The 22814-nt window shown below is 60.4% G+C and carries 23 protein-coding genes; 16 read left to right on the forward strand and 7 right to left on the reverse strand.

What is annotated here, in order from left to right:
* The first annotated feature begins 182 nt into the window (after positions 1–182).
* The 12 genes from GL286_RS08560 to GL286_RS08615 all read left to right on the forward strand — a co-directional run bounded on the left by GL286_RS08560 (position 183) and on the right by GL286_RS08615 (position 11341).
* A complete protein-coding gene (locus tag GL286_RS08560; RefSeq protein WP_155095134.1) occupies positions 183–794 on the forward strand; it encodes an autoinducer binding domain-containing protein in 612 nt (203 codons plus the stop codon).
* Positions 795–866: 72 nt separating this feature from the next.
* Positions 867–1457, forward strand: a complete 591-nt coding sequence (locus GL286_RS08565) for an acyl-homoserine-lactone synthase (RefSeq protein WP_155095135.1) — start codon at positions 867–869, stop codon at positions 1455–1457.
* Between the two features lie 62 nt (positions 1458–1519).
* The gene (locus GL286_RS08570) at positions 1520–2848 is read left to right on the forward strand and encodes a replication-associated recombination protein A (protein ID WP_155095136.1); all 1329 of its coding nucleotides are present in this window, start codon (positions 1520–1522) and stop codon (positions 2846–2848) included.
* The gene (gene crcB, locus GL286_RS08575; protein ID WP_155095137.1) at positions 2845–3219 is read left to right on the forward strand and encodes a fluoride efflux transporter CrcB; all 375 of its coding nucleotides are present in this window, start codon (positions 2845–2847) and stop codon (positions 3217–3219) included. Before GL286_RS08570 ends, crcB begins: the two co-directional genes overlap by 4 nt.
* Entirely contained in the window at positions 3216–4259 is a 1044-nt protein-coding gene (locus GL286_RS08580) for an RluA family pseudouridine synthase (RefSeq protein ID WP_155095138.1), read from the forward strand. The genes crcB and GL286_RS08580 overlap by 4 nt, the downstream gene beginning before the upstream one ends.
* A complete protein-coding gene (locus tag GL286_RS08585; RefSeq protein ID WP_155095139.1) occupies positions 4259–4933 on the forward strand; it encodes an HAD-IA family hydrolase in 675 nt (224 codons plus the stop codon). The genes GL286_RS08580 and GL286_RS08585 overlap by 1 nt, the downstream gene beginning before the upstream one ends.
* Complete coding sequence (locus tag GL286_RS08590; protein ID WP_155095140.1) at positions 4930–5646, forward strand: ATP12 family chaperone protein; 717 nt, start codon at positions 4930–4932, stop codon at positions 5644–5646. Before GL286_RS08585 ends, GL286_RS08590 begins: the two co-directional genes overlap by 4 nt.
* Positions 5647–5801: 155 nt before the next feature.
* Positions 5802–6827 carry an amino acid ABC transporter substrate-binding protein gene (locus GL286_RS08595; RefSeq protein ID WP_155095141.1) on the forward strand — a complete coding sequence of 342 codons (1026 nt, stop codon included), beginning with the start codon at positions 5802–5804 and terminating at the stop codon, positions 6825–6827.
* Between the two features lie 104 nt (positions 6828–6931).
* Entirely contained in the window at positions 6932–8185 is a 1254-nt protein-coding gene (locus GL286_RS08600; protein WP_155095142.1) for an amino acid ABC transporter permease, read from the forward strand.
* 1 nt (position 8186) lies between these two features.
* On the forward strand, positions 8187–9638 hold the full coding sequence (locus tag GL286_RS08605; RefSeq protein ID WP_155095143.1) for an amino acid ABC transporter permease: 1452 nt from the start codon (positions 8187–8189) through the stop codon (positions 9636–9638).
* Between the two features lie 12 nt (positions 9639–9650).
* A complete protein-coding gene (locus tag GL286_RS08610; protein WP_155095144.1) occupies positions 9651–10421 on the forward strand; it encodes an amino acid ABC transporter ATP-binding protein in 771 nt (256 codons plus the stop codon).
* A gap of 74 nt (positions 10422–10495) precedes the next feature.
* A complete protein-coding gene (locus GL286_RS08615; protein ID WP_155095145.1) occupies positions 10496–11341 on the forward strand; it encodes a calcium-binding protein in 846 nt (281 codons plus the stop codon).
* A gap of 70 nt (positions 11342–11411) precedes the next feature.
* Here the strand turns inward: GL286_RS08615 and GL286_RS08620 are convergent, their stop codons facing one another.
* The 6 genes from GL286_RS08620 to GL286_RS08645 all read right to left on the reverse strand — a co-directional run bounded on the left by GL286_RS08620 (position 11412) and on the right by GL286_RS08645 (position 18010).
* On the reverse strand, positions 11412–12272 hold the full coding sequence (locus GL286_RS08620) for a D-amino-acid transaminase (protein ID WP_155095146.1): 861 nt from the start codon (positions 12270–12272) through the stop codon (positions 11412–11414).
* A gap of 391 nt (positions 12273–12663) precedes the next feature.
* Entirely contained in the window at positions 12664–12963 is a 300-nt protein-coding gene (locus GL286_RS08625) for a hypothetical protein (RefSeq protein WP_155095147.1), read from the reverse strand.
* On the reverse strand, positions 12960–14564 hold the full coding sequence (locus GL286_RS08630; protein WP_155095148.1) for an ABC transporter ATP-binding protein: 1605 nt from the start codon (positions 14562–14564) through the stop codon (positions 12960–12962). Before GL286_RS08630 ends, GL286_RS08625 begins: the two co-directional genes overlap by 4 nt.
* Complete coding sequence (locus tag GL286_RS08635) at positions 14561–15373, reverse strand: ABC transporter permease (protein ID WP_155095149.1); 813 nt, start codon at positions 15371–15373, stop codon at positions 14561–14563. Before GL286_RS08635 ends, GL286_RS08630 begins: the two co-directional genes overlap by 4 nt.
* The gene (locus tag GL286_RS08640) at positions 15370–16311 is read right to left on the reverse strand and encodes an ABC transporter permease (RefSeq protein ID WP_155095150.1); all 942 of its coding nucleotides are present in this window, start codon (positions 16309–16311) and stop codon (positions 15370–15372) included. The genes GL286_RS08635 and GL286_RS08640 overlap by 4 nt, the downstream gene beginning before the upstream one ends.
* A 64-nt stretch (positions 16312–16375) precedes the next feature.
* Positions 16376–18010 carry an MFS transporter gene (locus tag GL286_RS08645; protein ID WP_155095151.1) on the reverse strand — a complete coding sequence of 545 codons (1635 nt, stop codon included), beginning with the start codon at positions 18008–18010 and terminating at the stop codon, positions 16376–16378.
* Between the two features lie 265 nt (positions 18011–18275).
* Here GL286_RS08645 and GL286_RS08650 point away from each other — a divergent pair, with 265 nt between their 5' ends.
* Complete coding sequence (locus GL286_RS08650) at positions 18276–19577, forward strand: D-amino acid dehydrogenase (protein WP_155095152.1); 1302 nt, start codon at positions 18276–18278, stop codon at positions 19575–19577.
* A gap of 301 nt (positions 19578–19878) precedes the next feature.
* On the opposite strand, the gene GL286_RS08655 is transcribed toward GL286_RS08650, so the two are convergent.
* Positions 19879–20139, reverse strand: a complete 261-nt coding sequence (locus GL286_RS08655; protein ID WP_155095153.1) for a GlsB/YeaQ/YmgE family stress response membrane protein — start codon at positions 20137–20139, stop codon at positions 19879–19881.
* A gap of 319 nt (positions 20140–20458) precedes the next feature.
* Between GL286_RS08655 and GL286_RS08660 the strand changes: the two genes are divergently transcribed.
* From GL286_RS08660 to GL286_RS08670, 3 genes are all read left to right on the forward strand, one after another.
* Entirely contained in the window at positions 20459–21199 is a 741-nt protein-coding gene (locus GL286_RS08660; RefSeq protein WP_155095154.1) for a L,D-transpeptidase, read from the forward strand.
* Between the two features lie 120 nt (positions 21200–21319).
* Complete coding sequence (locus GL286_RS08665; protein ID WP_155095155.1) at positions 21320–21763, forward strand: hypothetical protein; 444 nt, start codon at positions 21320–21322, stop codon at positions 21761–21763.
* 139 nt (positions 21764–21902) lie between these two features.
* Entirely contained in the window at positions 21903–22814 is a 912-nt protein-coding gene (locus tag GL286_RS08670) for a lytic transglycosylase domain-containing protein (RefSeq protein WP_155095156.1), read from the forward strand.

Below are 22814 nucleotides of genomic sequence, written 5' to 3' on the forward strand. Positions count from 1 at the left end.
GAAGGCGGTCGCGCCTGTGCTGCGCCGACCGCCCCCAAAGCCATTGAACAATCTGGCGCTGAAAAGCGGATCTACAAAAACACCGGTAGCAATAGCGGTTTTGCTTGAATAGATTGGGCCACGTGCCAATTTCAGTCGAAACTCGTAGAAATCGCAATCTGTCGAATTAGTCAGAAATACTCATGTCATCTCGCGCGGATATCAATGCAGCACTCGCCAAGCTTAAAAAGCTTGCACCGGCCGGCTATTTTGTCGCGCTGCATATTCGGTTTGCTGCACCTCTTATGCAGTTCCAGACCTATAATAAAGAATGGGCCACCCGCTATTCCGAGCGGGCCTATGCGCTGCGCGATCCGACGATCGCCTGGGGTTTTTCGACAACCGGTGCCTGCCGGTGGAGTGTGCTTCCCATCCCGGATCCGTTCTCGATCCTCCAGGATGCTGCTGATCACGGGCTAAGTTACGGCCTTGCCGTCGCCTACGGCCCGATCAAGTCCCGCACAATTTGCTGCTTTGCCCATGACAAGCGGGAATTCAAGGATGACGAGATCGAAGTGATCTCGGCAACGATTCGGCGTCTCCACGATATAACGGAACCGCCGGAGAGCCTGACCAAGGCTCAGCAGGAGGCCCTTCGGTGTATCGCGGAAGGAGATCGGCACGCAGCGGCGGCTGCCAAACTTGGTATAACGGAGAGCGCATTCAAGGCTCGTCTCATCTCGGCGCGCGAACGTCTCATGGCGCGCACCACGGCCGAGGCGTTACAAAGGGCCAAGGACTACCGCTTGCTGTAACGGAAACGGTTCGCCTTAGACGCGGTTATCACCCTGGGGGCCATCACCCACCACAACCCCAGGAGAAGACCAATGCAGACCACCACGCTTTCGTTCGCCAACCTCCACAACCATGGCGAGCTTTTTGCAAACATCTTTCGCGCCAGGAAACAAAGTTTCATCATCCAGAAACGCTGGGATCTGCCCCAGACCGACGACATGGAGTTCGATCAGTACGACACCCCGATGAGCCGCTGGGTCGCGATCCATGAAAAGGGCACGGTCCTTGCCGGGGTTCGTTTGACACCCACGACGGCCCGCTGCGGCATGTACACATACATGATCCGCGATGCGCAGCAGGATCTGCTTGGCGGCTCGATTCCGCAAAACCTGCTGGACGAACCGGCGCCGGTCGAAGCCACGACATGGGAAGCCAGCCGGCTGTTCGTCGATCACAGCACTCCCCAATCCGGCCGCCGCCGTGTCCACATGAGCCTTCTGCGCGAGATGACCCACTCGGCCCGCGAACTTGGGGCGACGAAGCTGGTCTGTCTGGTTGCCGCTACCTGGCCGCGCTGGCTGCGTGCGATCGGTCTGGATGCCCATGCCATGGGTCCGGTGATCTGGATTGATGATGCATATTTCCAATGTGTTTCGATCAATCTGGCTGCCAAGATGCATTGAGAGCATCAGCCAGCGAAGGGGGCCTTTCGCACGCAATTCGCGCAGCGTAAACTGCCCCCTAAATGGCAGATCTTTTCGACAACGCGCCCGAGCAAGGTGCCCCCGCCCGAGAGGCCAATCGTCCTCTGGCTGACCGTATCCGGCCGGCCCGGCTGTCTGATGTCATCGGGCAAGGCAAGGTCATGGGCCCTGACGGGCCGCTGGGCGCGATGCTTGCTGCGGGCAGCTTGTCCTCGCTGATCCTGTGGGGGCCTCCGGGGGTCGGAAAAACCACAATTGCCCGTTTGCTCGCGCTTGAGACCGATCTGGCATTTGTCCAGATATCCGCGATCTTTTCCGGTGTTCCCGAATTGCGGAAGGTTTTCGATGCCGCCCGCTTGCGCCATCAGCAGGGACGCGGAACGCTGCTTTTCGTGGACGAGATCCACCGCTTCAACAAGGCGCAGCAGGACAGTTTCCTGCCGCATATGGAGGACGGCACGATCACCTTGGTCGGCGCCACCACCGAAAATCCCAGTTTCGAACTGAACGCCGCGCTTTTGTCTCGGGCGCAGGTCATCGTGCTCGAGCGTCTCAGTCTTGTTGAACTGGAATTGCTGGCCCAGCGGGCCGAGCAGGACATGAAACGCGCTTTGCCGCTCATTCCGCAGGCTCGGGACCGGCTGCTCGAGATGGCGGATGGCGATGGTCGTGCCGCTTTGAACCTGATCGAGCAGGTGATGGCGTGGCGCGTGACGGGCAAGCTGGATACCGAGCAGCTGTCCCAGCGCCTGATGCGGCGGGCCGCGAAATACGACAAATCGGGCGACGAGCATTACAACCTGATCTCGGCTTTGCACAAATCGGTGCGGGGCAGCGATCCAGACGCGGCGCTGTACTGGTTCTCGCGCATGCTGGAAGGCGGCGAGGACCCGCGCTATCTGGCCCGCCGCATCACCCGCATGGCCGTCGAGGATATCGGTCTGGCCGATCCCGCGGCCCAGCGGCATTGTCTGGACGCATGGGCGCTCTACGAGCGGCTGGGCAGCCCCGAGGGCGAACTCGCGTTGGCGCAGGCGGTGATCTACCTGGCGCTCGCGCCGAAATCCAACGCGGGCTATGTCGCCTATAAGGGCGCGCGTGATCTGGCGCGGCGCTCGGGCAGCCAGATTCCGCCCGCCCATATCCTGAACGCGCCGACGGGTTTAATGAAGGAACAGGGCTACGGCGCGGGCTATCAATACGATCACGATGCCGAGGACAGTTTCTCGGGGCAGAACTATTTCCCCGATGGCATGAAACGTCCCGTCCTTTACCAGCCGGTCGAGCGCGGATTCGAACGGGATCTGAAAAAGCGCGTTGAATGGTTCGCCAGCCTCCGTCAAAAGCGGCGCACAGAGGGCAAGACATGAACCATGCATTCCTTCAGGTCGCACTTGGCGGCGCTCTGGGGTCGATGGCGCGTTACGGCGTCAATATTTTGGCCGCTCGACTAAGCGCCGGTTTTCCCTTAGGCACGCTGACGGTCAATATCGTCGGTTGCTTTGCCATGGGCATTCTGGCAGCGGCGCTGGCGCAGCGCGGCGGGCAGCATCTGGCGCCCTTGCTGCTGACCGGAATGCTGGGCGGGTTCACCACCTTTTCGGCCTTCGCCTTGGATACGATGACGCTGTGGGAACGCGGCGCCAGCTTTCTGGCGGTCGGTTACGTGCTGGCCTCAGTTATGATTTCACTTGTTGCGGTCTTTGCGGGTTTGGCCGCAGGCCGGGGGATTTTCGCATGACGACTGTTCAAACCATCCGCATCGGCGAGGACGAGGGCGACCAGCGCATCGACCGCTGGCTGAAAAAGAAGTTTCCGCAGCTTACCCAAGGCGCGGTCGAAAAGATGTGCCGGACCGGTCAGCTGCGCGTTGACGGCGGACGGGTCAAGGCCAACAGCCGGATCGAGGTGGGCCAAGAGGTCCGCGTACCGCCGCTGCCCGACAGCGCGCCGCCGCCGCCCACGGCCAAGGCGCGGGTCAAGCAATCCGATGCCGAGATGATCCAGTCCTGCGTCTTGTGGCGTGACGAGCATATCATCGCGCTGAACAAGCCGCCGGGGCTGCCGTCGCAGGGGGGCTCGGGGCAGGGTGACCGCCATGTCGACGGCCTGACCGAGGCGCTGATGTTTGGCTATAAGGACCGTCCCAAGCTGGTCCACCGTCTGGATAAGGATACCTCGGGCGTGTTGCTGCTGGCCCGTACCGACCGGATCGCGCGCTCGCTGTCCGAGGCGTTCCGCCACCGCCTGACGCGCAAGATCTATTGGGCCGCCGTTGCCGGCGTGCCGCATCCGCGCATGGGCTCGATCAAGTACGGTCTGGTCAAGGCACCGGGTCGCGGTCGCATGGGCGAGGGCGAGAAGATGGTCGCGGTGCATCCCTCGCAGGTCGCCGAAACCGAGGGCGCCAAGCGCGCCCATACCGATTACGCCGTGCTGGATGCCTTGGGCAGCCGCGTCAGCTGGGTCGCCATGATTCCGGTCACGGGCCGCACCCATCAGCTTCGCGCCCATATGTCTGAGATGGGCCACCCGATCGTCGGTGACGGCAAATATGGCGGCTCGGGGCAGGAAAACCTTGGCGATGGCTGGGGCGCACAGCTTGGCGGCGAGATCAGCCGCAAGCTGCATCTGCATGCCCGCGTGATCCGGTTCGAGCATCCTATCACCAAGAAGCTGATCACCATCACCGCGCCCTTGCCCGAACATATGGAGCGGACGTGGAAGACGCTGGGCTGGCATGAAAACGACGTGCCGGAAGATCCCTTCGAGGAAGCATGATGCGTCTGGTTGTATTCGACGTCGATGGAACGCTGGTGAATAGCCAGCACGAGATCGTCGAGGCGATGAACTACGGTCTTCGCGGCGTCGGTTTGCCCGAGATGCAGCCGCAGGAAATCTTGTCCATCGTCGGTCTTTCGCTGCCCGTTGCCATCGCCCGATTGCTGCCCGGCGCGACGCCTGATCTGCACGAGCGGGTCGTGCTGGGCTACCGCGAGGCATTCGTCGCCGCGCGGGCCAAGGGCGTGGTGCCTCCGCTTTATGCGGGGGCGTTGGACTGTCTGGACGCGTTGGCTGCGCAAGACGATGTGCTACTGGGCATCGCCACCGGAAAGCCGATGCGCGGGCTGATGGCCGTGCTAGAGGCGCATGGGCTGACCCAGCGGTTTGTCACGCGGCAAACGGCGGACGGCCACCCCTCGAAGCCGCATCCGGCGATGCTGGAAAGCGCATTGTCCGAGACGGGCGTTGCCGCCAGTCGTACCGCGATGGTCGGAGACACGGTGTTTGATATCGAGATGGCCCGCGCTGCCGGCGTTACCGGATTTGGCGTCGATTGGGGCTATCACCCGACAGTGGATCTGCACGGAGCTGGGGCCGCGCTGGTTGCGCCGGATTACCCGTCCCTGACGCAGTCGCTGTTGGAATGGACGAAGCAGGAGCAGGTTGCATGAGCAGCGAATGGAAAGCGCGGCGGTTCTGGAAGGCCGCATCGGTGCGCGAGGTCGAAGGCGGAGCCGAGGTCACCCTGGACGAGCGTCCGGTTCGTACACCCGGCAAACTGCCTTTGATCCTGCCGACGGTCGCGCTGGCTAAGGCTATTGCCGCCGAATGGGACGCGCAGATCGAAATCATCGATCCCAACACCATGCCGCTGACCCGCGCGGCAAATTCGGCGGTCGAACGCGTGACACCGCAATTTGACGCAGTTGCCAACATGCTTGCCGATTATGGCGGCACGGATCTGCTGTCCTATCGCGCGGTCGAACCCGAGCGGCTGGTCCACGCTCAGGCCGAGGGCTGGGATCCCTTGGTCGACTGGGCCGCGACGCGGTTGAAGGCTCCGCTTCGGATTACCCATGGTGTGATTCCCATCGCACAGGACGACTCGGTTTTGCACAATTTGCGTGCAGAGGTCATGGGTCTCGACGCTTTCGGCCTGACGGCGTTGCACGATCTGGTCACGCTTCCGGGCTCTCTGATCCTTGGATTGGCGGTCATTCGCGGACGCTTGAACGCGGCGGATTCACACGCGCTTTCACGGATTGATGAGGAATTTCAATCGGAAAGCTGGGGTCGTGACGATGAGGCTGACGAGGCAGCAGCGGCCCGCTTGACCCAGATGAACAATGCGGAACGGTTCTGGTCTCTCAGCAGAACTGTCTGACCGATTCTTGCCTTATTCTTGACGGAAGGAACTTCATCGGCACAATGCCGCTTATGGGGGCAGTGAAGTTGTCCCTTGGCTCAAACGGGCTAGCCTACGGCCCTAGCTTCCAGACGGCCCGTTCAAGGGTCGGAAGACCAACAGAGAGGAACCCCATGAAGAAATCTGCACTCTTCGGCTCGGTCACTGTCTTCGCCCTTGCGGCGTCGGGTGCCATGGCCGCTGAAGGCGACACGCTGAAAGAGGTAAAAGCCCGCGGCGTGCTGAATTGCGGTGTGAATACAGGTCTGGTCGGCTTCGCGGCCCCGGACGCAAATGGCAACTGGACCGGCTTCGACGTCGCCTATTGCAAGGCATTGGCTGCGGCTGTTCTGGGCGATGCGACAAAGGTCAAATACGTCCCGACGACCGGTCAGACGCGCTTTACCGCCTTGTCCTCGGGCGAGATCGACGTGCTGGCACGCAACTCGACCTGGACCTTCCAGCGTGACACCGACCTCAAGCTCGATTTCGTCGGCGTGAACTATTACGACGGTCAGGGCTTCATGGTCCGCAAGGATCTTGGCGTGTCCTCGGCCAAGGAACTGGACGGCGCGACGATCTGTATCCAGACCGGCACCACGACCGAGTTGAACCTGGCCGATTACTTCAAGGCCAACAACATGACCTATCAGCCGGTCAACATCGATTCGAACGCCGAGGGCGAGCAGCAATACATGGCTGGCGCTTGCGATGCCTATACCACGGACGCCTCGGGTCTTGCTGCGACCCGCGCTGCTTTCGCCGATCCGGAAAACCACATCATCCTGCCCGAGATCATCTCGAAGGAACCGCTGGGACCGGCCGTGCGTCACGGTGACAACAACTGGGGCGACATCGCCCGCTGGACCCTGTTCGCGCTGGTCGCGGCCGAAGAATACGGTGTGACCTCGGCCAATATCGACGAGCTGTCGAAGTCGTCGCAGAATCCTGAAGTCCAGCGCCTTCTGGGCACTTCGGACGATCTGGGCAAGATGATGGGTCTGGACGCCGAATGGGCCAAACGCGCCATCAAGGTGCAGGGCAACTACGGCGAGATCTTCGCTGCGACGATCGGCGAGCAGACTCCGATCGGTCTGGCGCGCGGTCTGAACGCGCAATGGACCCAGGGTGGCCTGCTTTACGCCATCCCCTTCCGCTAAGCGCAGAAGAAACTGAACGGGCGGGGCAATACCCCGCCCGTTCTGCACCGAGCCGGAAAGAACACGGGCACAAGACCCGACCGCCGGCCAACAGGGGTTAGAATATGGTTGATTATCCAGGCGCGGCAAATCCGCCTTTCCGCCTGTCGATGTTGATTTACGACCGTCGTTATCGTTCGTTGACGATTCAGGCTGTCGTTTTCATTCTGGTCATGCTTTTCGCAAGCTGGCTCATCGACAACACGCTGAAAAACCTTGCCATCATGGGCAAGACGCTCAGCTTTGACTTTCTTTTCAGGCGGGCTGGATATGACATCCCCCAGCAGCTTATCCCCTACAATTCGGATGACACCCACCTCCGCGCTACGACGGTCGGACTGCTGAACACGCTGCAGGTCGCGATCCTCGGCTGTATTTCAGCGACGATCGTGGGGGTGATCGTCGGGGTGCTGCGACTTTCCTCGAACTGGCTGATCGCGCGGTTGATGACCGTCTATGTCGAGATCTTCCGCAATATTCCCTTGCTGCTGTGGATCCTTGTGATCCTTGCGATCTTTACCGAGGTGATGCCCGCCCCTAACGCCTATCGTGGCGAGAATCCGGCGGCGAGCATGATCATGTTCGACATGATCGCGCCGACGAACCGCTATACCGCCGTGCCCTCGATCGGGATGTCGAACCCGCCCGGCGTCATAGCCATCGGTCGCGAGGGCATCAGCTGGGCCTTTATCGCTTATGTCACCGTGCTGCTTCTGGCATATCTGGGCCATCGTTTCCTGAAAGAACGCGCTCAGCGCATTCAGGACGAGACCGGTAATCGCCCGACCACCTGGTGGATCATTCTGGCAATGTACGTGCTGCCGGTCCTGTTCCTGACCTGGTATTTCGGCCTGCACCTGATTCCGCCGGTCCTGCGCGGCTTCAACTTTGCCGAGGGCACCAATCTGGACAACGCCTTCGTCGTGCTGTGGCTCGCCCTGACGCTGTATACCGGAGCCTTCATCGCCGAGATCGTCCGCGCCGGCATTCTTGCCGTCAGCAAGGGGCAGTCCGAGGCGGCCTTTGCCCTTGGCCTGCGTCCGCGCCGTACCATGCGGCTGGTCGTGTTGCCGCAAGCGTTGCGGGTCATCATTCCGCCGCTGATCTCGCAATACCTGAACCTGACAAAGAACAGTTCGCTGGCCATTGCGGTCGGCTTCATGGATCTGCGTGGCACATTGGGGGGTACGACGCTTAACCAAACGGGCCGCGAGATGGAGTGCATGGTCCTGATGATGGGGATCTATCTGGTGCTGTGTCTGGTCATTTCCGCCGGGATGAACGTCTTCAACAACAGCGTCAGACTGAAGGAGCGGTAAGATGAGCAATCCCGATCCCCGATCCGTCGCCTTCGTGCGCAAGACCATGCTGCCCCCCGAACCGCCACCGGCGCGGGCCTCGGGTGCGGTCCTGTGGCTGCGCGAGAACCTGTTCTCGGGTCCGCTGAACATCCTGCTGACCCTGATCGGTCTTGGCATCCTGTGGCTGATTTTCAGCACGCTCTGGCCGTGGCTGTCGAACTCGGTCTGGAATGCCGAAAGCATGGCCGATTGCCGCAAGATCATCGCTGCCGCGCATGGACCCGATGCCTCGGGCGCGTGTTTCGCGATTATCAAACACCGCTGGAACCAGTTCGTTTTCGGTTTCTACCCATCCGATCTGTATTGGCGACCGGTTCTGGCCTTTGGCACGCTGTTTCTGGCCCTCGCCCCTGTCCTGTTCGCGGATAGCCCGAAAGCGCGTCGGATCGTCACTGGACTGGCCGTAGCTTTGACCTTCGTCATCTCGGCGGTCCTTGGGGCAACAGTCGTCGAGCTTGGCGGAATGGCCATCCTGATGCTGGCATGGGTCTATCTGATCGAGACCCGGACCGGTCCCGTCGTGCTTGCCAGCCTGATCTATCCGTTCTTCGCGGTCTGGCTGCTCTGGGGCGGCACGATCTGGGAACCGGCGATGGCACTGGCTGGCTTTGTACTGGGCTTTGTCGTCTGGCGGGCGCTATCCGCCTACGGCATGTTCGCCTTTGCCGCGGCGGTTGTCGTGGCGGCATTCTGGTGGCTGGCTCTGTCCGATATCGTTTCCCGTGGGATTGCGACCGTTCTGCCAATGCGGCTCGCTCCGGTCAGTTCGGATCAGTTCGGCGGCTTTGTCCTGTCGATCACCATCGGTGTCTCGGGCATCGCACTGTCGCTGCCCTTGGGCGTCATTCTTGCGCTGGCGCGGCGTTCGGACCTGCCGATCATCAAGATCATGGCCGTGATCTTTATCGAGTTCATCCGCGGAGTTCCTTTGATCACCCTGCTGTTCGTGGCCTCGCTGCTGCTGAACTACTTCCTGCCGCCGGGGACGAATTTCGACATCATCCTGCGGGTCATCATCATGGTGACGCTGTTTGCCTCGGCCTATATGGCCGAAGTCATCCGTGGCGGGCTGGCAGCCTTGCCAAAGGGACAATACGAGGCGGCCGACGCGCTGGGGCTGGATTACTGGAAGGCGCAGCGCCTGATCATCCTGCCGCAAGCCCTGAAGATCAGCATCCCCGGCATCGTCTCGACCTTTATCGGTATGTTCAAGGACACCACGCTGGTCGTCTTCGTCGGCCTGTTCGATCCGCTGAAGGCGATGTCTGACACAATCCGTGCGAGCTTCGAATGGAAAGGCGCCTATTGGGAGCCCTATATTTTCGTCGGCTCGATCTTCTTCATCCTCTGCTTCGGCATGTCGCGCTACTCGATGTATCTCGAGCGCCGCCTGAAGCGCGACCATCGCTGAGGAGCGCATTCCATGACCTCGACACAAACCGCCTCCCATCCGCTCGGCGATACCGCCATCGAAATCGCCAAGCTGAACAAATGGTACGGCACCTTCCATGTGCTGCGCGACATTGACCTGAATGTCAGCCGCGGCGAACGCATCGTCATCGCGGGCCCCTCGGGCTCCGGGAAATCGACGCTGATCCGCTGCATCAACCGGCTTGAGGAACATCAGGCCGGACGTATCATCGTCGATGGAACCGAGTTGACGAACGATCTGAAAAACATCGACAAGGTGCGCTCGGAAGTCGGTATGGTGTTTCAGCACTTCAACCTGTTCCCGCATCTGACCATTCTGGAAAACTGCACCTTGGCTCCGATCTGGGTCCGCAAGGTTCCCAAGAAGGAAGCCGAGGAAACGGCGATGCATTTCCTTGAAAAGGTCAAGATCCCCGAGCAGGCCAACAAATTTCCCGGTCAGTTGTCGGGGGGGCAGCAGCAGCGGGTGGCCATCGCGCGTTCGCTTTGCATGCGGCCCCGCATCATGCTGTTCGACGAGCCGACTTCGGCGCTGGACCCCGAAATGATCAAGGAAGTTCTCGATACCATGATCGAACTGGCCGAGGACGGCATGACGATGCTTTGCGTCACCCATGAAATGGGTTTCGCCCAAGCCGTCGCGCATCGGGTGATTTTCATGGATCAGGGCCAGATCGTCGAACAGAACACGCCCAAAGAGTTCTTCAACAATCCGAAGTCCGAGCGGACCAAGCTTTTCCTGAGCCAGATCCTAGGGCACTAAGGGCATAATGCTTTCACAGGTTGCCGGAGTCATGGCCCCCGGTTTATCTTTGGCGGAAGACCTTGGAGGGGCGGATGAATCAGACCATTTTCCTGTTGCTCGGAGTGCTGGGCATTGCCGGCATCGGCTCGCTCATTTCCAGCAATGACGACGACCATGCGCCGGACGCACCCAACGAAGACCCGTTTGGCGGTCGTGACCTGATCGAAGGCACGGATGAAGACGACACCATCGCCGGCACGTCCGGCGATGATGCGATCCAGTCGTTCGAGGGCGACGACACGGTTTCGGGTGGCGAGGGCGACGACGCCATCTGGACCGGCTACGGCGATGACAGCGTTTCTGCCGATGCGGGTGATGACGAAATCTTCCTCGGCTACGATGATGACCTCTACGGCGCTTATGATCTGGGCGCCGATGAAGGCAATGACACGATCGACGGCGGCGAGGGTTTCGACACTATCATCACCAATGGCGGCAATCACTCGATCACCGGTGGTCATGGCGATGACCGGATCGAGGATCACGGCGGAACGGTCTATATCGATGGAGAGGATGACGACGATCTGATCCTGTCAGCCGATGCATCGGATCCGGATGCTCCGGATACGCTGTTGGGCGGAGATGGTGACGACACTATCCACGCGGGTGCGAATGACATCGTCAATGCCGGTGATGGAGCCGACGTGATCGTTCTGCGCAGTGACGCTGGCGGTGCGGCGGATATCGCCTTGGGCGGTTCGGACCGGCTGACCATCACCTTGGCCGCAGATTATACCGGCGAGGAAGATTACGAGCTGGTGCAGGACGGCGATGACGTTTCGGTCGTGCTGGACGGTCAGGCTCTGGCGGTGTTGCGTGACACGCAAGTTTCTGAAGTCGGGACCATCAACCTTGTTCGGGAAACCCTGAACGGCTGACGGACCTCTAGTATGTAAAAAGGGCGCGCGGGATTGCTCCGGCGCGCCCTTTTCTTATGTCGTTCCGCTGTCAGATCGCGGATTTCAGCGACTCTTCCAGATAAAGTTCGCGCAGACGCGTGGTGACCGGGCCGACCGTGCCGCCATTGACCTTGGCTCCGTCGATCTCGACCACCGGCAGCACAAAGGCCGAGGCGGACGTGAAGAAGGCTTCATCAGCAGCCTGTGCTTCGGCGATGGTGAAAGGGCGTTCCTCGATCTGCATCTGGGCTTCGGCGGCGAAGCGCAGCAGCGAGGCCCGCGTGATCCCGTGCAGGATATCGGTCGACAGTTGGCGCGTGATGATACGGCCATCCTTAACGATATAGGTGTTGTTCGAGGTTCCTTCGGTCACGAACCCGTCCTCGACCAGCCATGCATCATCGGCGCCGCGATGCTTGGCTTCCATCTTGGCCATCGACGGGAACAGAAGCTGTACCGTCTTGATGTCGCGACGCGACCAACGCAGATCCTCGACCGAGATCACCTTGAGGCCGGTCTTGGCTTGCGGATTGGCGGCCAGACCGGGTTTCGATTGCGTGAACAGCACGACCGTCTGGGGGGTGCCTTCGGGCGGATATGCGAAGTCACGGTCGCCCGGATTGCCGCGCGTCACCTGCAGATAGATGATGCCTTCTTCGATATTGTTCAAAGCGACCATCTGGCGATGGATTTCCAGCCATTCCTCGTCGCTATGCGGATTGCCCATCCCGAGTTCGCTCAACGAGCGGCCCAGACGTTTCAGATGGCCCGGAAAATCCAGAAGCTTGCCCTGCAGAACGCTGGTCACTTCGTAGACGCCGTCGGCCATGACGAAACCGCGGTCGAAGATCGAGACCTTGGCCTCGGCCTCGGGCAGGTAATCGCCATTCAGATAGACGGTGCGGGTCATCTTCTTCTCCTTTATCTTGAAGCGGCCTGACAGCGGTCCTGCGACGAAAGCCGGCATGCGTCAAGCAGCACAGCGCGCAGATTTGCGCTTTAGGGCTGTCCGCAGGCAATTCAAGATTCAGGATGCGAAAAGATCGGTATACAATCGTAGACCAGTTGACAGAACGTAGATTCGTCGGGCACAACTGATCGTGCGGCAGGCAGAGCTGTTCAGCTTCTGAGCCACGACGAAATTCCTGGGCGGCCATTCGGGGAGGCTTGGCCGCCGTATCAGGGGAGGAGCGACAGGCCCTGCGGCACGCGGGGCCTGTTGTTTTTGGGATATCTGTCCGGTTTCCGGTTGGGTCTTCTGTCTCTGGAATGCGGTATTTCTGTTATATTTCCGTCACGTTCTAGGCCCGCTTCGCCAGCGGTATTTTTGCTTGGGGCAGACGGCTGCGCGGGTCAGGCGTGCGATTGCGCAGATCAAGAACGGGGATCGGCGATTCAGCAATCGCCGGAATCACATGGGTCACGCCGTTTCCGACCAGTTGCGTTTGCGCGGCCAGCGAATCACGAATCAGTTTATCGGCAGCCGAAAGGCTGCGGTTCTGATGTGCCACGCGCTTTGATATGCGAACTGTCATATTACTCATAACCCGAGCCTCGAACTTTGAAGCGTGCAGGAGGTAATAGTGAACTTGGGAGTTCACAAGCGGTCTGACAGCTTTTCTGGGGCCGGAAGTGCAATTTCTTGTGGAAGACGTGGCGTCGCGGCAAGCAACTGCCGTGTGTAAGGGTGCTGAGGCTCGTCCAATACGCGGGACGTCGGCCCCGATTCGACGATCTTGCCCTGACGCATGATCAGCACACGGTCGGTGATTTGGCGGACGACCGACAGGTCATGGCTGATGAACAGATAGGACAGGCCATGCCGTACGCGCAGCTTGGCCAACAGGTCCAGCACCTGCATACGCACACGCACGTCCAGCGCGCTGACCGCTTCGTCCAGAATGATCAGGCTGGGGCGGATGATCAGGGCGCGGGCCAAGGCGATCCTTTGCCGCTGCCCGCCCGAAAACTCGTGCGCATAGCGCCGCATCACGCTGCCGGTCATCCCGACATCGAAAAGGGCCTCGGCCACGCGGTCGCGCCAATCCTTCGGACGGCCGGTCAGGTGGAATGGCTCGGAGACCAGCTTCTCGACGGTCCAGCGTGGATCGAAGCTGCCATAGGGGTCTTGAAACACCACCTGCATACCCGCCCGCACGGCTTTTGGCATTCGCCAGCCTGCGCGGATGTCATGGCCTGACAGGTGGATCTGGCCGGATTGGATCGGATCAAGCCCAAGGATGGCGCGGGTCAGGGTGGACTTGCCGCAACCGGATTCTCCGACCAGTCCGACTGCCTCGTGTTCGTGGATGGTCAGGCTGACATTGTCGACCGCGATCAACCGGTCGGTTTCGGAACGCTTGCCTGCCACAGCATAGCTGCGCGAAATATTCGAAACCTCAAGCAAGGGCGGGGCGTCGGCCTTGGTCAGCACCAGACGCGGTTGGTGCGCCGCTGCCGCTAGTAGTTCGCGCGTATAGCTGTGCTGCGGGCGGCGGAATACGTCATTGGCCGCTGCATATTCGACCACCGCACCGCGCTGCATGACCGCGACGTCGTCGGCGAGTCCGGCTACCACCGCAAGGTCATGGGTGATCAGCAAAAGCGACATCTTTTCGTCGCGCACAAGGCCCGCCAGCAATTGCAGGATCTGCGCCTGCGTCGTGACGTCCAGCGCGGTTGTCGGCTCATCCGCGATCAGCAGATCGGGGCGCGCGGCGATGGCAAGCGCAATTGCGACGCGCTGGCGCTGACCTCCGGAGAGTTCATGCGGGAACAGCGTCAGAGGAAAGCGCGGTTCGGGCAGGCCAACGCGGTCAAGACGTTCGCGCGCGCGCTGCAATGCGGCCTCGTGCGGCATGCCTTCGTGCAAACGCAGGGATTCGGCCACCTGTTCGCCGATTGTCATCAGCGGATTCAGCGCGGTCATAGGTTCTTGGAAGATCATCGAGATTCGCTTGCCGCGAATGCGACAAAGCTCGGGTTCGGGCAGGGTCAGGATGTCGTCGCCGTTCAACTCGACGCGACCCTTGGTGCGCATTCCGGTCGGCAAGAGCCCCATGATGGCCAGCGCAGTTAGCGATTTGCCCGAGCCACTTTCTCCGACCAGCGCTGTGATCTTCCCCGGCTTGAGTTGCAGATTGACGCGGCTGAGCAGGGGCAGTTCGGTCAGGGTGACGCCAAGATCAAGGGTTTCAATCATCGGGAACCGCGCAATCTTGGGTCCAGCGCATCGCGTAAGCCATCGCCCAGAAGGTTCAGGCCAAGAACGGTCACCACGATGGCAAGGCCGGGGACAATGGCGACATGGGGCGCGATCGAGATCATGGTCTGCGCCTCGGCCAGCATCCGGCCCCAACTGGGGACAGGAGGTTGCGCACCAAGCCCGACATAGGACAAGCCCGCTTCGGCCAGAATGCCAAGGCTGAACTGGATGGTGCCCTGAACGATCAGGATATTGGCGATATTGGGCAGGATATGTTGCAGGCTGATAAGCGTCATGCCTTTGCCTGCGACCCGCGCCGCGCGGATGTAATCCAGCGTCCAGATCGGCAAGGCCGAGCCGCGCGTCACCCGCGCAAAGACGGGGATGTTGAAAATGCCGATGGCGATGATGGCATTCACCGCCGAAGGGCCAAGGGCCGCCGTAATCAGGATGGCGATGACGAGACTGGGGAAGGCAAAGATCAGATCGTTGCCGCGCATGATTGTCTCATCCAGCCAACTGCCCTTGCGCGCCGCCGCGACTAGCCCCAATGGCACGCCCAGTCCCATGCCGATGACCACGGCGACCAGAGCCACGGCGATCGAAGTCCGCGCTCCGACCATAATCATCGACAGCATGTCGCGGCCAAGTTGATCCGTGCCCAACCAATGCGCCGCCGAAGGTGGTAGCAGCTTGTCGGGGATTGCCAGTTGGGTGATCTCGGCCGGAGTCCAGACAAAGGACAACATTGCCGCAAGGACAGCCATACCAGAAAACAAGCCCCCGAGAATTAGGGAAAGCCTCATCTTTGCCGCAGCCTTGGGTCGATTGCGGCATAGGTCAGATCGACAAGAAATGTGACAAGGATGACGGCCGCGACGAGCACAAGGACGGCGCTTTGGACCACGATCAGATCGCGCTGGGTGATTGCCTGAAAAATCAGTCGGCCAAGGCCGGGCAGGTAGAATACGTTCTCGATAATGATTGCTCCTGCCAGAAGGAAAGAAAACTGCATTCCAAGAATGGTCACAACCGGAATAAGCGCATTGCGCAGGGCATGGCGGCGCAGGGCCTGACTTCGGCTCAGGCCTTTGGCGCGGGCCGTGCGGATATAGTCCTGCCCTAAAGTCTCGGCCAAAGCAGAGCGCAGCACCCGCGCAAGGATCGCCGCCTGTGGCAGCGCCAAGGCGATCGCAGGCAGGATCAGCGATTTCAATGCGGCCAAAGGATGATCCCAGCCGGGAAAGCCGCCAGCAGGCAGCAGGCGCAAGCGGACCGCGAAAAGCAGCACCAGCAGCATCGCGAACCAGAAATTCGGCAACGAGATCCCGATCTGGGTTGCGCCCATCATGATGGTGTCACCCGGGCGCCCAAGGCGCGCAGCCGCGAACATGCCGATGGGCAGGGCAATCGCCACCGATAACGCAAGTGCCATCACGGCCAAAGGCAAGGACACTTGGACGCGGTCCAGAATCATGCCCGCGACGGGTGTCTTGTAGGTGAAGCTATGGCCAAGGTCTCCGGTCAGGACGCCGCCGACCCAATGCAGGTAGCGCAGCGGCAAAGGTAGGTCCAAACCCATTTGCTGGCGAAGCGCTGCGACAGTCTCGGGCTGGGCTCCGGTGCCGAGCATGTAGCTGGCCGGATCGCCCGGAACCAGTTCGACCACCGAAAAAATCAGCACCGAGGCTACAGCCAGGCTGAGCCCCAAGGCAATCAATCGGTGAAGCAGATATCTTCGCATGGCTGCAGGCTAATCGCCGTCCCGGATTCGGTAAAGCCATTCATGCCAAAGGGTTGTCGCTGTGTCACGGCAGTTCCAGCTTGCCGATGATCGGCAGGTCATCGCTGGCATCGACCGAATGGCGTTCGATCATGCGATGCACGACGGGCGGTTTGTCGCCGCGATGCAGTTTGTGCAGCCTTTCGTAGCTTTCGAAATCGGCTTTGGTGCGGCGCAGGTTGTGGCGCACATATTCGTCCCAAGTCGCGATATGGTAGCTTTCCGACCAGAGTTCCGGATGTTCGAGGTCGCGCAGCAGGGCCCAGTTTCTTGCTCCGTCGCGGCGGCGGATGTCGCGTCGTTGCGCCATCACGCGCAGGAATTCGGGGACGTCGCTTTGTGCGATCTGGTAGTCGATCAGGACCATGATCGGTCCCGACCGACCGCGCAGATCCAGCTTGAGTTGCGGCTCGCGGAAGCGGTTCACCGGGTCCAGATCAAGTGTGCCGAACTCTGGGACGCGGAACCAATAGCCGACGATGACGCCCAGGATCAGCGGAATGGCGGCGCAGGCCAAGGCTGTGTCGATATTGCGGATCGAAGCGATTTCGCCCCAGAACCAACTACCCGCTGCCATGCCGCCGAAGGTCGCGGTCTGATAAAGCGCCAGTGCCCGTGCCACGACCCAACGCGGCGTGGAAAGCTGGACGGTGACGTTGAATAGCGACAACGCCAGAACCCAGCTTGCGCCTGCGGGCAGCATAGCCAGCGCGTGCAGCCAGATGTGGTCGGTGAAGGCCAGCACCAGCGAAGCCAGCGCGAAGCCCAAGAATGCCAGACGCACGATGTATTCGTTGTTCATGCGCTCGCGGATGCGGGGGTTCACGACCGCCCCGACAATCGCGCCCAGCCCATAGCAACCCAGCAGCAGGCCGAACAACATCGAGCCGCCCTCGGGGTGGGATTTCGCGACCAGCGGCAGCAGTGCCAGAATTGCGATGGCCGAAAAGCCGAACAGTGCTCCGCGTGACAGGACCCGCACAAGGTTGGGGGACAGCAAGACGTAACGCAGGCCCGCGCCCACGGCAGAGACAAAGGGTTCACGGGTGGTCAACCGCTCGGGCGTTTTCGGATGCCAACTGACCAATGCGCCAAGCAAGGGCAAATAGCTGAATGCATTGACGGCAAAGGCTGCGGCGGCGCCAAAGGCGGCAGTGATGATCCCGCCCGCTGCCGGACCAACGCTGCGCATGAGGTTGAAGCCGACCGAGTTCATCGTCACGGCGGCAGGCAGGTCTTCGCGTGGAACCAGATCGCCCATGCTGGCTTGCCATGGAGGGTTGTAAAGGGCTTGTCCGACCCCGATCAGGAAGGTCAGCGACAGCAGCAGCAGCGGCGTGGTCAAACCTTGCCATGTCAGGATTGCCAGCAGGATCGACACGCTTGCCATAAAGATCTGCGCGCCAAGCAGCAGCGTCCGGCGATCGAAGTTATCCGCCAATGCCCCCGAGGCCAGCGCGAACAGCATGATCGGCAAGGTGTTTGAGGCTTGGACCAGCGCGATCAGCGTCGGGGAATCCGTCAGCTGGGTCATCATCCACGCGGCGCCGACGGATTGCACCAATCCTCCGAAGTTCGAGACCAGCGTCGCTGACCAAAGCAGCCGGAAATCCTTGTGGCGGAACGGGGCGAGAGCACTATTTCGGGACGTGGCGGGCATGGAATTACAACCTCTGCTTCGCGGGCAGCTTAACAGGGCGGCGGCGGGCGGCAACCTCCGCGCAATGCCGCACGGGACTGCCCGATTCACGGGCTTTCTGGGTGATATTTTCCGGGCATGGTTGAAATCATCGAAGAATATCCCGAGTTTAGTGTCATAGTTCGAATGAATATCCGCTATGATGCGTCAATGCGCCCAAGTTCGGGATTTCCTTTCCTGAATTCGCGCTATCTTTCGAACAGTCTCTTCTGAAAGGCGCGGGTGCATGAAGATTGTTGTTCTGGGAGCAGGTGTCATCGGCGTTACCTCGGCGTGGTATCTCGCCAAGGCCGGTCACGAGGTCACGGTCATAGATCGCCAGCAAGGCCCCGCGCTTGAGACAAGCTATGCCAATGCTGGTGAAATCTCGCCCGGCTACTCCTCGCCCTGGGCTGCGCCGGGCATTCCGCTGAAGGCGATGAAATGGATGTTCCAGCGCCACGCTCCACTGGTTCTTCAGCCGCGTCTGGATATGCACCGTCTGGGCTGGCTGGCGCAGATGCTGCGCAACTGCACCAGCGCGGCTTATGCGGTGAACAAAAGCCGCATGGTCCGCATCGCGGAATATAGCCGCGACTGCCTGTCCGATCTGCGCACGGAAACCGGTATCCATTACGACGAGCGCACTCAGGGCACTTTGCAGGTCTTCCGCAAGCAAGAGCAACTTGACGGCGCGGGCAAGGATATCGAAGTCCTGCGCGCCGATGGTGTGCCGTTCGAGGTTCTGGATCGCGCCGGTTGCGTGGCTGCCGAGCCGGGACTGGCCAGAACGGCCGACAAGATCGTCGGCGGTTTGCGCCTGCCCGGAGACGAAACCGGCGATTGCTTCAAGTTCACGAATAATCTGGCCGAGATGGCAGCTTCGTTGGGCGTGACCTTCCGTTGGGGCGTCACCGTCGAAGCGCTCGAGGCCGAAGGTGGCCGCATCAGTACCGTCCGCACCGATCAGGGCCGGATCACGGCTGACCGGTATGTGCTGGCGATGGGGCCGCATTCGCCTCAATTGGTCCGCCATCTGGGCCTGAATCTGCCGATCTATCCGCTGAAAGGCTATTCGCTGACCATCCCGATCGAGGATGAAAATCTGGCTCCGGTCTCGACCGTCATGGACGAAACCTACAAGGTCGCGATCACCCGCCTTGGTGATCGCATCAGGGTGGGCGGTCTGGCCGAGATCGCCGGATACGATCTGAGCCTGAATGATCGTCGCCGCGCCACGCTGACCAAATCTGTCACGGATCTGTTCGGTGGTTCGGGTGATCCTGCCAAAGCCGAGTTCTGGACCGGCCTGCGTCCGATGACGCCCGATGGCACGCCGATTGTCGGTGCGACGCCGATCCCGAACCTGTATCTGAACACCGGTCACGGCACGTTGGGCTGGACGATGTCGGCTGGCTCGGGGCGGCTGCTCGCGGATCTGATTTCGGGCAAGAAACCCGATATCGCCCACGAGGATCTGGGATATGCCCGCTATATCAAGGGCGGAAAGACCTCTCGGGCGCAGGGATTGCAACCCGCCAACGCATAAGAGCGCGAGCGGAAAAAAAAAGGGGGCGATTACCGCCCCCTTTTTCGCAACATCTCAATAATCAAAACATCGAAGCCGGACAAAATCCGTGAGAGGAGACCAACACGGTTCCGTTCCGGCTTTCCGGCTGACGCGAAATAGCATCAACCACTCCCGACGGCCGCCCTTTACGGGGCGGCGACCGCAGCATGACATGCTGATCGTTAACGATTGCCGGAACGGGATATCCGTCCAGACAGAAACACCGTCGGCTGTCGACGGGAACTATATGGCCTTCTCGAACCGAGAAGGCCGGACACATTCAGGCGCGTTGGACGAGTCGCAAGACAAACAGAAGGATGACGGCTCCGATCGTGGAGTAAATGATCGAGCCGAGAACCGGACTGGCTGCAAACATTCCGAGGCCGAGCGCCGGAAACAGAAAACTGGCGATAACTGCGCCAAGAATGCCGACGATGATATTTGTCAGCAGTCCCTGGCCATGGCCTTTGACGATTTGTCCCGCCAGCCAACCGGCGATAGCACCGATGACCAGCGTTATGATAAAGGAGCTAAGTGTCATATTACAGTCTCCCTCGCTTCAGGACCAGTTGACGGTCGCTCCGTCATTGGTTCGCGCTGTTAACCCGCAGTTTCACAAGCGGTTCCCGTAGGATGCGAGAAATACTTTCAAAAACCTCCATATTAGCCATTTAGCCACAGTGGTTAACGGAAAAGTTGGGTACACCAAGGGTTGCACTTGACGGCCCGCAGGGTCACAGGACTGTAGTGAACATCAGAGTGGACACCGCCGCTGCTCGGCGATTCTCACGATTTGATGTTCTTTCTGCTGCCACCGGCCTAACCTTGATGGCAGGGCCGAGTTTAGAAGGGAAACCTCGATGCGAATTCTTTCGCTGATGCTGGCTATGGGGCTTGGCCTTGCTGCCTGTGCGCCCACCCAGCCAACGACATCAACAAGGTCATCGGTCGGCCAAGGCGTCTACGGTGCCCGCACCGATAGCGGACCGAATTCGGAACCGATCGAGATTCATGCGGTCCGGAATGCCTATCTGACCGAACGCAATACCCGCCAGCGCGTCGCCTATAATGGCTCGGAAGCGCCGGGTACCATCGTCGTCGATCCTTATGCACGCTTCCTGTACCACGTCATCGCTCCGGGCGAGGCGATGCGCTACGGGGTTGCTGTGGGCAAGGCCGGCAAGAACTTCTCGGGCGGAGCTTCGATCAACCGCAAGTCGGTCTGGCCAAGCTGGACCCCGACCGCGAACATGGTCCGCACTATGCCTGATCTTTACGGTCCTTTGAAAAACGGCCTGCCGGGGGGGATCGACAACCCGCTGGGCTCGCGGGCCTTCTATCTGTACCAAGGTGGCCGCGATACCTTGTACCGCATCCACGGCACGATGGACCCGTCGTCCATCGGCAAGGCGACCTCGGCAGGCTGCATCCGTATGTTCAATCAGGACATCATGGATCTTTATGGCGAGGTTCCGACCGGAACCCGCGTTAAGGTCCGCTCGCAGGCAGAAAGCATCGCGCTTGAAGGCCAGCTTGTCCAGACTCCCGACGGCTACCTAGAGCCTGCCGGTGGAACGACCACCGCTGCCGTGACGCCTTAGTAAACGCGCCACAGCCAGTAAGTGAAATGCACCCCGGTCGAAGGACCGGGGTGTTTTTTCTGGAGGCATTTCCCGACCCGTGGCAGATTCTGGGGACCGATCTGCCAAAAGGGCGAGTGAATGAAAGACACCATCGAAGCAAGGTCTGCCACGCCGACCGAGCCCGCTGCATTGAAGACGCTGAACAACGCCGCCCTTAATTCGCTGGTGAAAGAGCTGCGCGCGAAGAAGACACAAGCAACAGATGCCGGTACGAAAAAGGTTCTGTCGCAGGAGTTGCGCCTTGCCGTGGACGAGAAAATGTCCCGCCTTGCGACGAAGCCCACCAAGAAGAACAAGACGGCAAAAGCCAACGGGGACGCAGGTAACGTCGCGTTAAAGGACAAACCTGCAAAGGCAGAAAAAACCTCGCAGATCGATAAGATTGAGGAAAAGCGCCGCAAGCTTGCCGCTCAGACCGAAAAGCTTGAGGAAAAGCGCCGCAAACTTGAGGAAAAAGCCGAAAAACAGCGTGTTCGGAACGGTGCGAAAGTCGTGAGAAAGGTCAAATCCGGAACGGACTGATCTATGAACAGAGCCGGCGCGGGGAAAGGCGCCGACGACGAGTAAGTTTCCCTGACCCCGTGAGGCCTGCGGTTTTAATCGGGTCGGGACCCTGATAATTGATTGGCGCAGTCACAAGTGCCGACGTTGCGAGTAGTCCATGCGTTTTCTTTCCATTGCCCTAGCTGCTGCGCTTTCCGTCTCACAGGTGGGTGCCTATGAGGCGGTGGATGCCGTCCAAGGTACCGGGGCTCCACGTGTTTCGCCGAAAAGCCGCTGCACGGATGACGGACGCTACTGCATCTCGGTGTCGAATTACGTGACGGATGTCTGCACGGCGATCGAACGCGCGGCCGGAAACAACGATCTTGATCCGCATTTCTTCGCGCGACTTTTGTGGAAGGAAAGCCTGTTCGAACCGGGGGCGGTAAGTCCGGTCGGCGCGATGGGCATTGCCCAGTTCATGCCCGGAACGGCACAGATGGTCGGGCTGGACGATCCGTTCAATCCGGCAAAGGCGATTGCGGCCTCGGCCCGTTATCTCAAGACGTTGACGGATAGTTTCGGCAATATCGGGCTGGCGGCCGTGGCCTATAACGGCGGCGAGAACCGCGCCGCCCGTTTCATTTCGCAAGGCGGCGGGTTGCCGTGGGAAACGCAGGATTATGTTCAGGCGATCACGGGGCTGACCGCCGCGAGCTGGCGCGATAGTCCGCCCGATAAAACCGATCTGCGGCTGGACAAGTCCCGTCCTTTCCTTGCCGCCTGCATCGATCTAGCCGGCAAGCGCAAATTGCATGAATTCAAAACACCTGAACGTGCTTGGCCCTGGGGCGTGATCGTTGCGACCCATCCCAGCCAGTCGGGCGTGACAAGTCAGGTCTCGAAGCTGAACAAGACCTTGCGTCCGATCCTTGGGGGCAAACGGGTCAGCTATGTGCGGCGCAAGATCTCGGGTGGACCGCGCAGGGTCTATACCGCTCAGATCGGATATTCGTCGCGCAAAGAGGCCTTTGCTTTCTGCACGCGGCTGCGCAGCTTTGGCGGTCGCTGCATCGTTCTGAAAAATTGA

The organism is Paracoccus aestuariivivens (assembly GCF_009711225.1).
GTDB lineage: Bacteria > Pseudomonadota > Alphaproteobacteria > Rhodobacterales > Rhodobacteraceae > Paracoccus > Paracoccus aestuariivivens.

Coding starts and splice junctions, on each gene's coding strand:
- GL286_RS08560 (WP_155095134.1), top strand. CDS start 183: ATGTCATCTCGCGCGGATATCAATGCAGCACTCGCCAAGCTTAAAAAG.
- GL286_RS08565 (WP_155095135.1), top strand. CDS start 867: ATGCAGACCACCACGCTTTCGTTCGCCAACCTCCACAACCATGGCGAG.
- GL286_RS08570 (WP_155095136.1), top strand. CDS start 1,520: ATGGCAGATCTTTTCGACAACGCGCCCGAGCAAGGTGCCCCCGCCCGA.
- crcB (WP_155095137.1), top strand. CDS start 2,845: ATGAACCATGCATTCCTTCAGGTCGCACTTGGCGGCGCTCTGGGGTCG.
- GL286_RS08580 (WP_155095138.1), top strand. CDS start 3,216: ATGACGACTGTTCAAACCATCCGCATCGGCGAGGACGAGGGCGACCAG.
- GL286_RS08585 (WP_155095139.1), top strand. CDS start 4,259: ATGCGTCTGGTTGTATTCGACGTCGATGGAACGCTGGTGAATAGCCAG.
- GL286_RS08590 (WP_155095140.1), top strand. CDS start 4,930: ATGAGCAGCGAATGGAAAGCGCGGCGGTTCTGGAAGGCCGCATCGGTG.
- GL286_RS08595 (WP_155095141.1), top strand. CDS start 5,802: ATGAAGAAATCTGCACTCTTCGGCTCGGTCACTGTCTTCGCCCTTGCG.
- GL286_RS08600 (WP_155095142.1), top strand. CDS start 6,932: ATGGTTGATTATCCAGGCGCGGCAAATCCGCCTTTCCGCCTGTCGATG.
- GL286_RS08605 (WP_155095143.1), top strand. CDS start 8,187: ATGAGCAATCCCGATCCCCGATCCGTCGCCTTCGTGCGCAAGACCATG.
- GL286_RS08610 (WP_155095144.1), top strand. CDS start 9,651: ATGACCTCGACACAAACCGCCTCCCATCCGCTCGGCGATACCGCCATC.
- GL286_RS08615 (WP_155095145.1), top strand. CDS start 10,496: ATGAATCAGACCATTTTCCTGTTGCTCGGAGTGCTGGGCATTGCCGGC.
- GL286_RS08620 (WP_155095146.1), bottom strand. CDS start 12,272: ATGACCCGCACCGTCTATCTGAATGGCGATTACCTGCCCGAGGCCGAG.
- GL286_RS08630 (WP_155095148.1), bottom strand. CDS start 14,564: ATGATTGAAACCCTTGATCTTGGCGTCACCCTGACCGAACTGCCCCTG.
- GL286_RS08635 (WP_155095149.1), bottom strand. CDS start 15,373: ATGAGGCTTTCCCTAATTCTCGGGGGCTTGTTTTCTGGTATGGCTGTC.
- GL286_RS08640 (WP_155095150.1), bottom strand. CDS start 16,311: ATGCGAAGATATCTGCTTCACCGATTGATTGCCTTGGGGCTCAGCCTG.
- GL286_RS08645 (WP_155095151.1), bottom strand. CDS start 18,010: ATGCCCGCCACGTCCCGAAATAGTGCTCTCGCCCCGTTCCGCCACAAG.
- GL286_RS08650 (WP_155095152.1), top strand. CDS start 18,276: ATGAAGATTGTTGTTCTGGGAGCAGGTGTCATCGGCGTTACCTCGGCG.
- GL286_RS08655 (WP_155095153.1), bottom strand. CDS start 20,139: ATGACACTTAGCTCCTTTATCATAACGCTGGTCATCGGTGCTATCGCC.
- GL286_RS08660 (WP_155095154.1), top strand. CDS start 20,459: ATGCGAATTCTTTCGCTGATGCTGGCTATGGGGCTTGGCCTTGCTGCC.
- GL286_RS08665 (WP_155095155.1), top strand. CDS start 21,320: ATGAAAGACACCATCGAAGCAAGGTCTGCCACGCCGACCGAGCCCGCT.
- GL286_RS08670 (WP_155095156.1), top strand. CDS start 21,903: ATGCGTTTTCTTTCCATTGCCCTAGCTGCTGCGCTTTCCGTCTCACAG.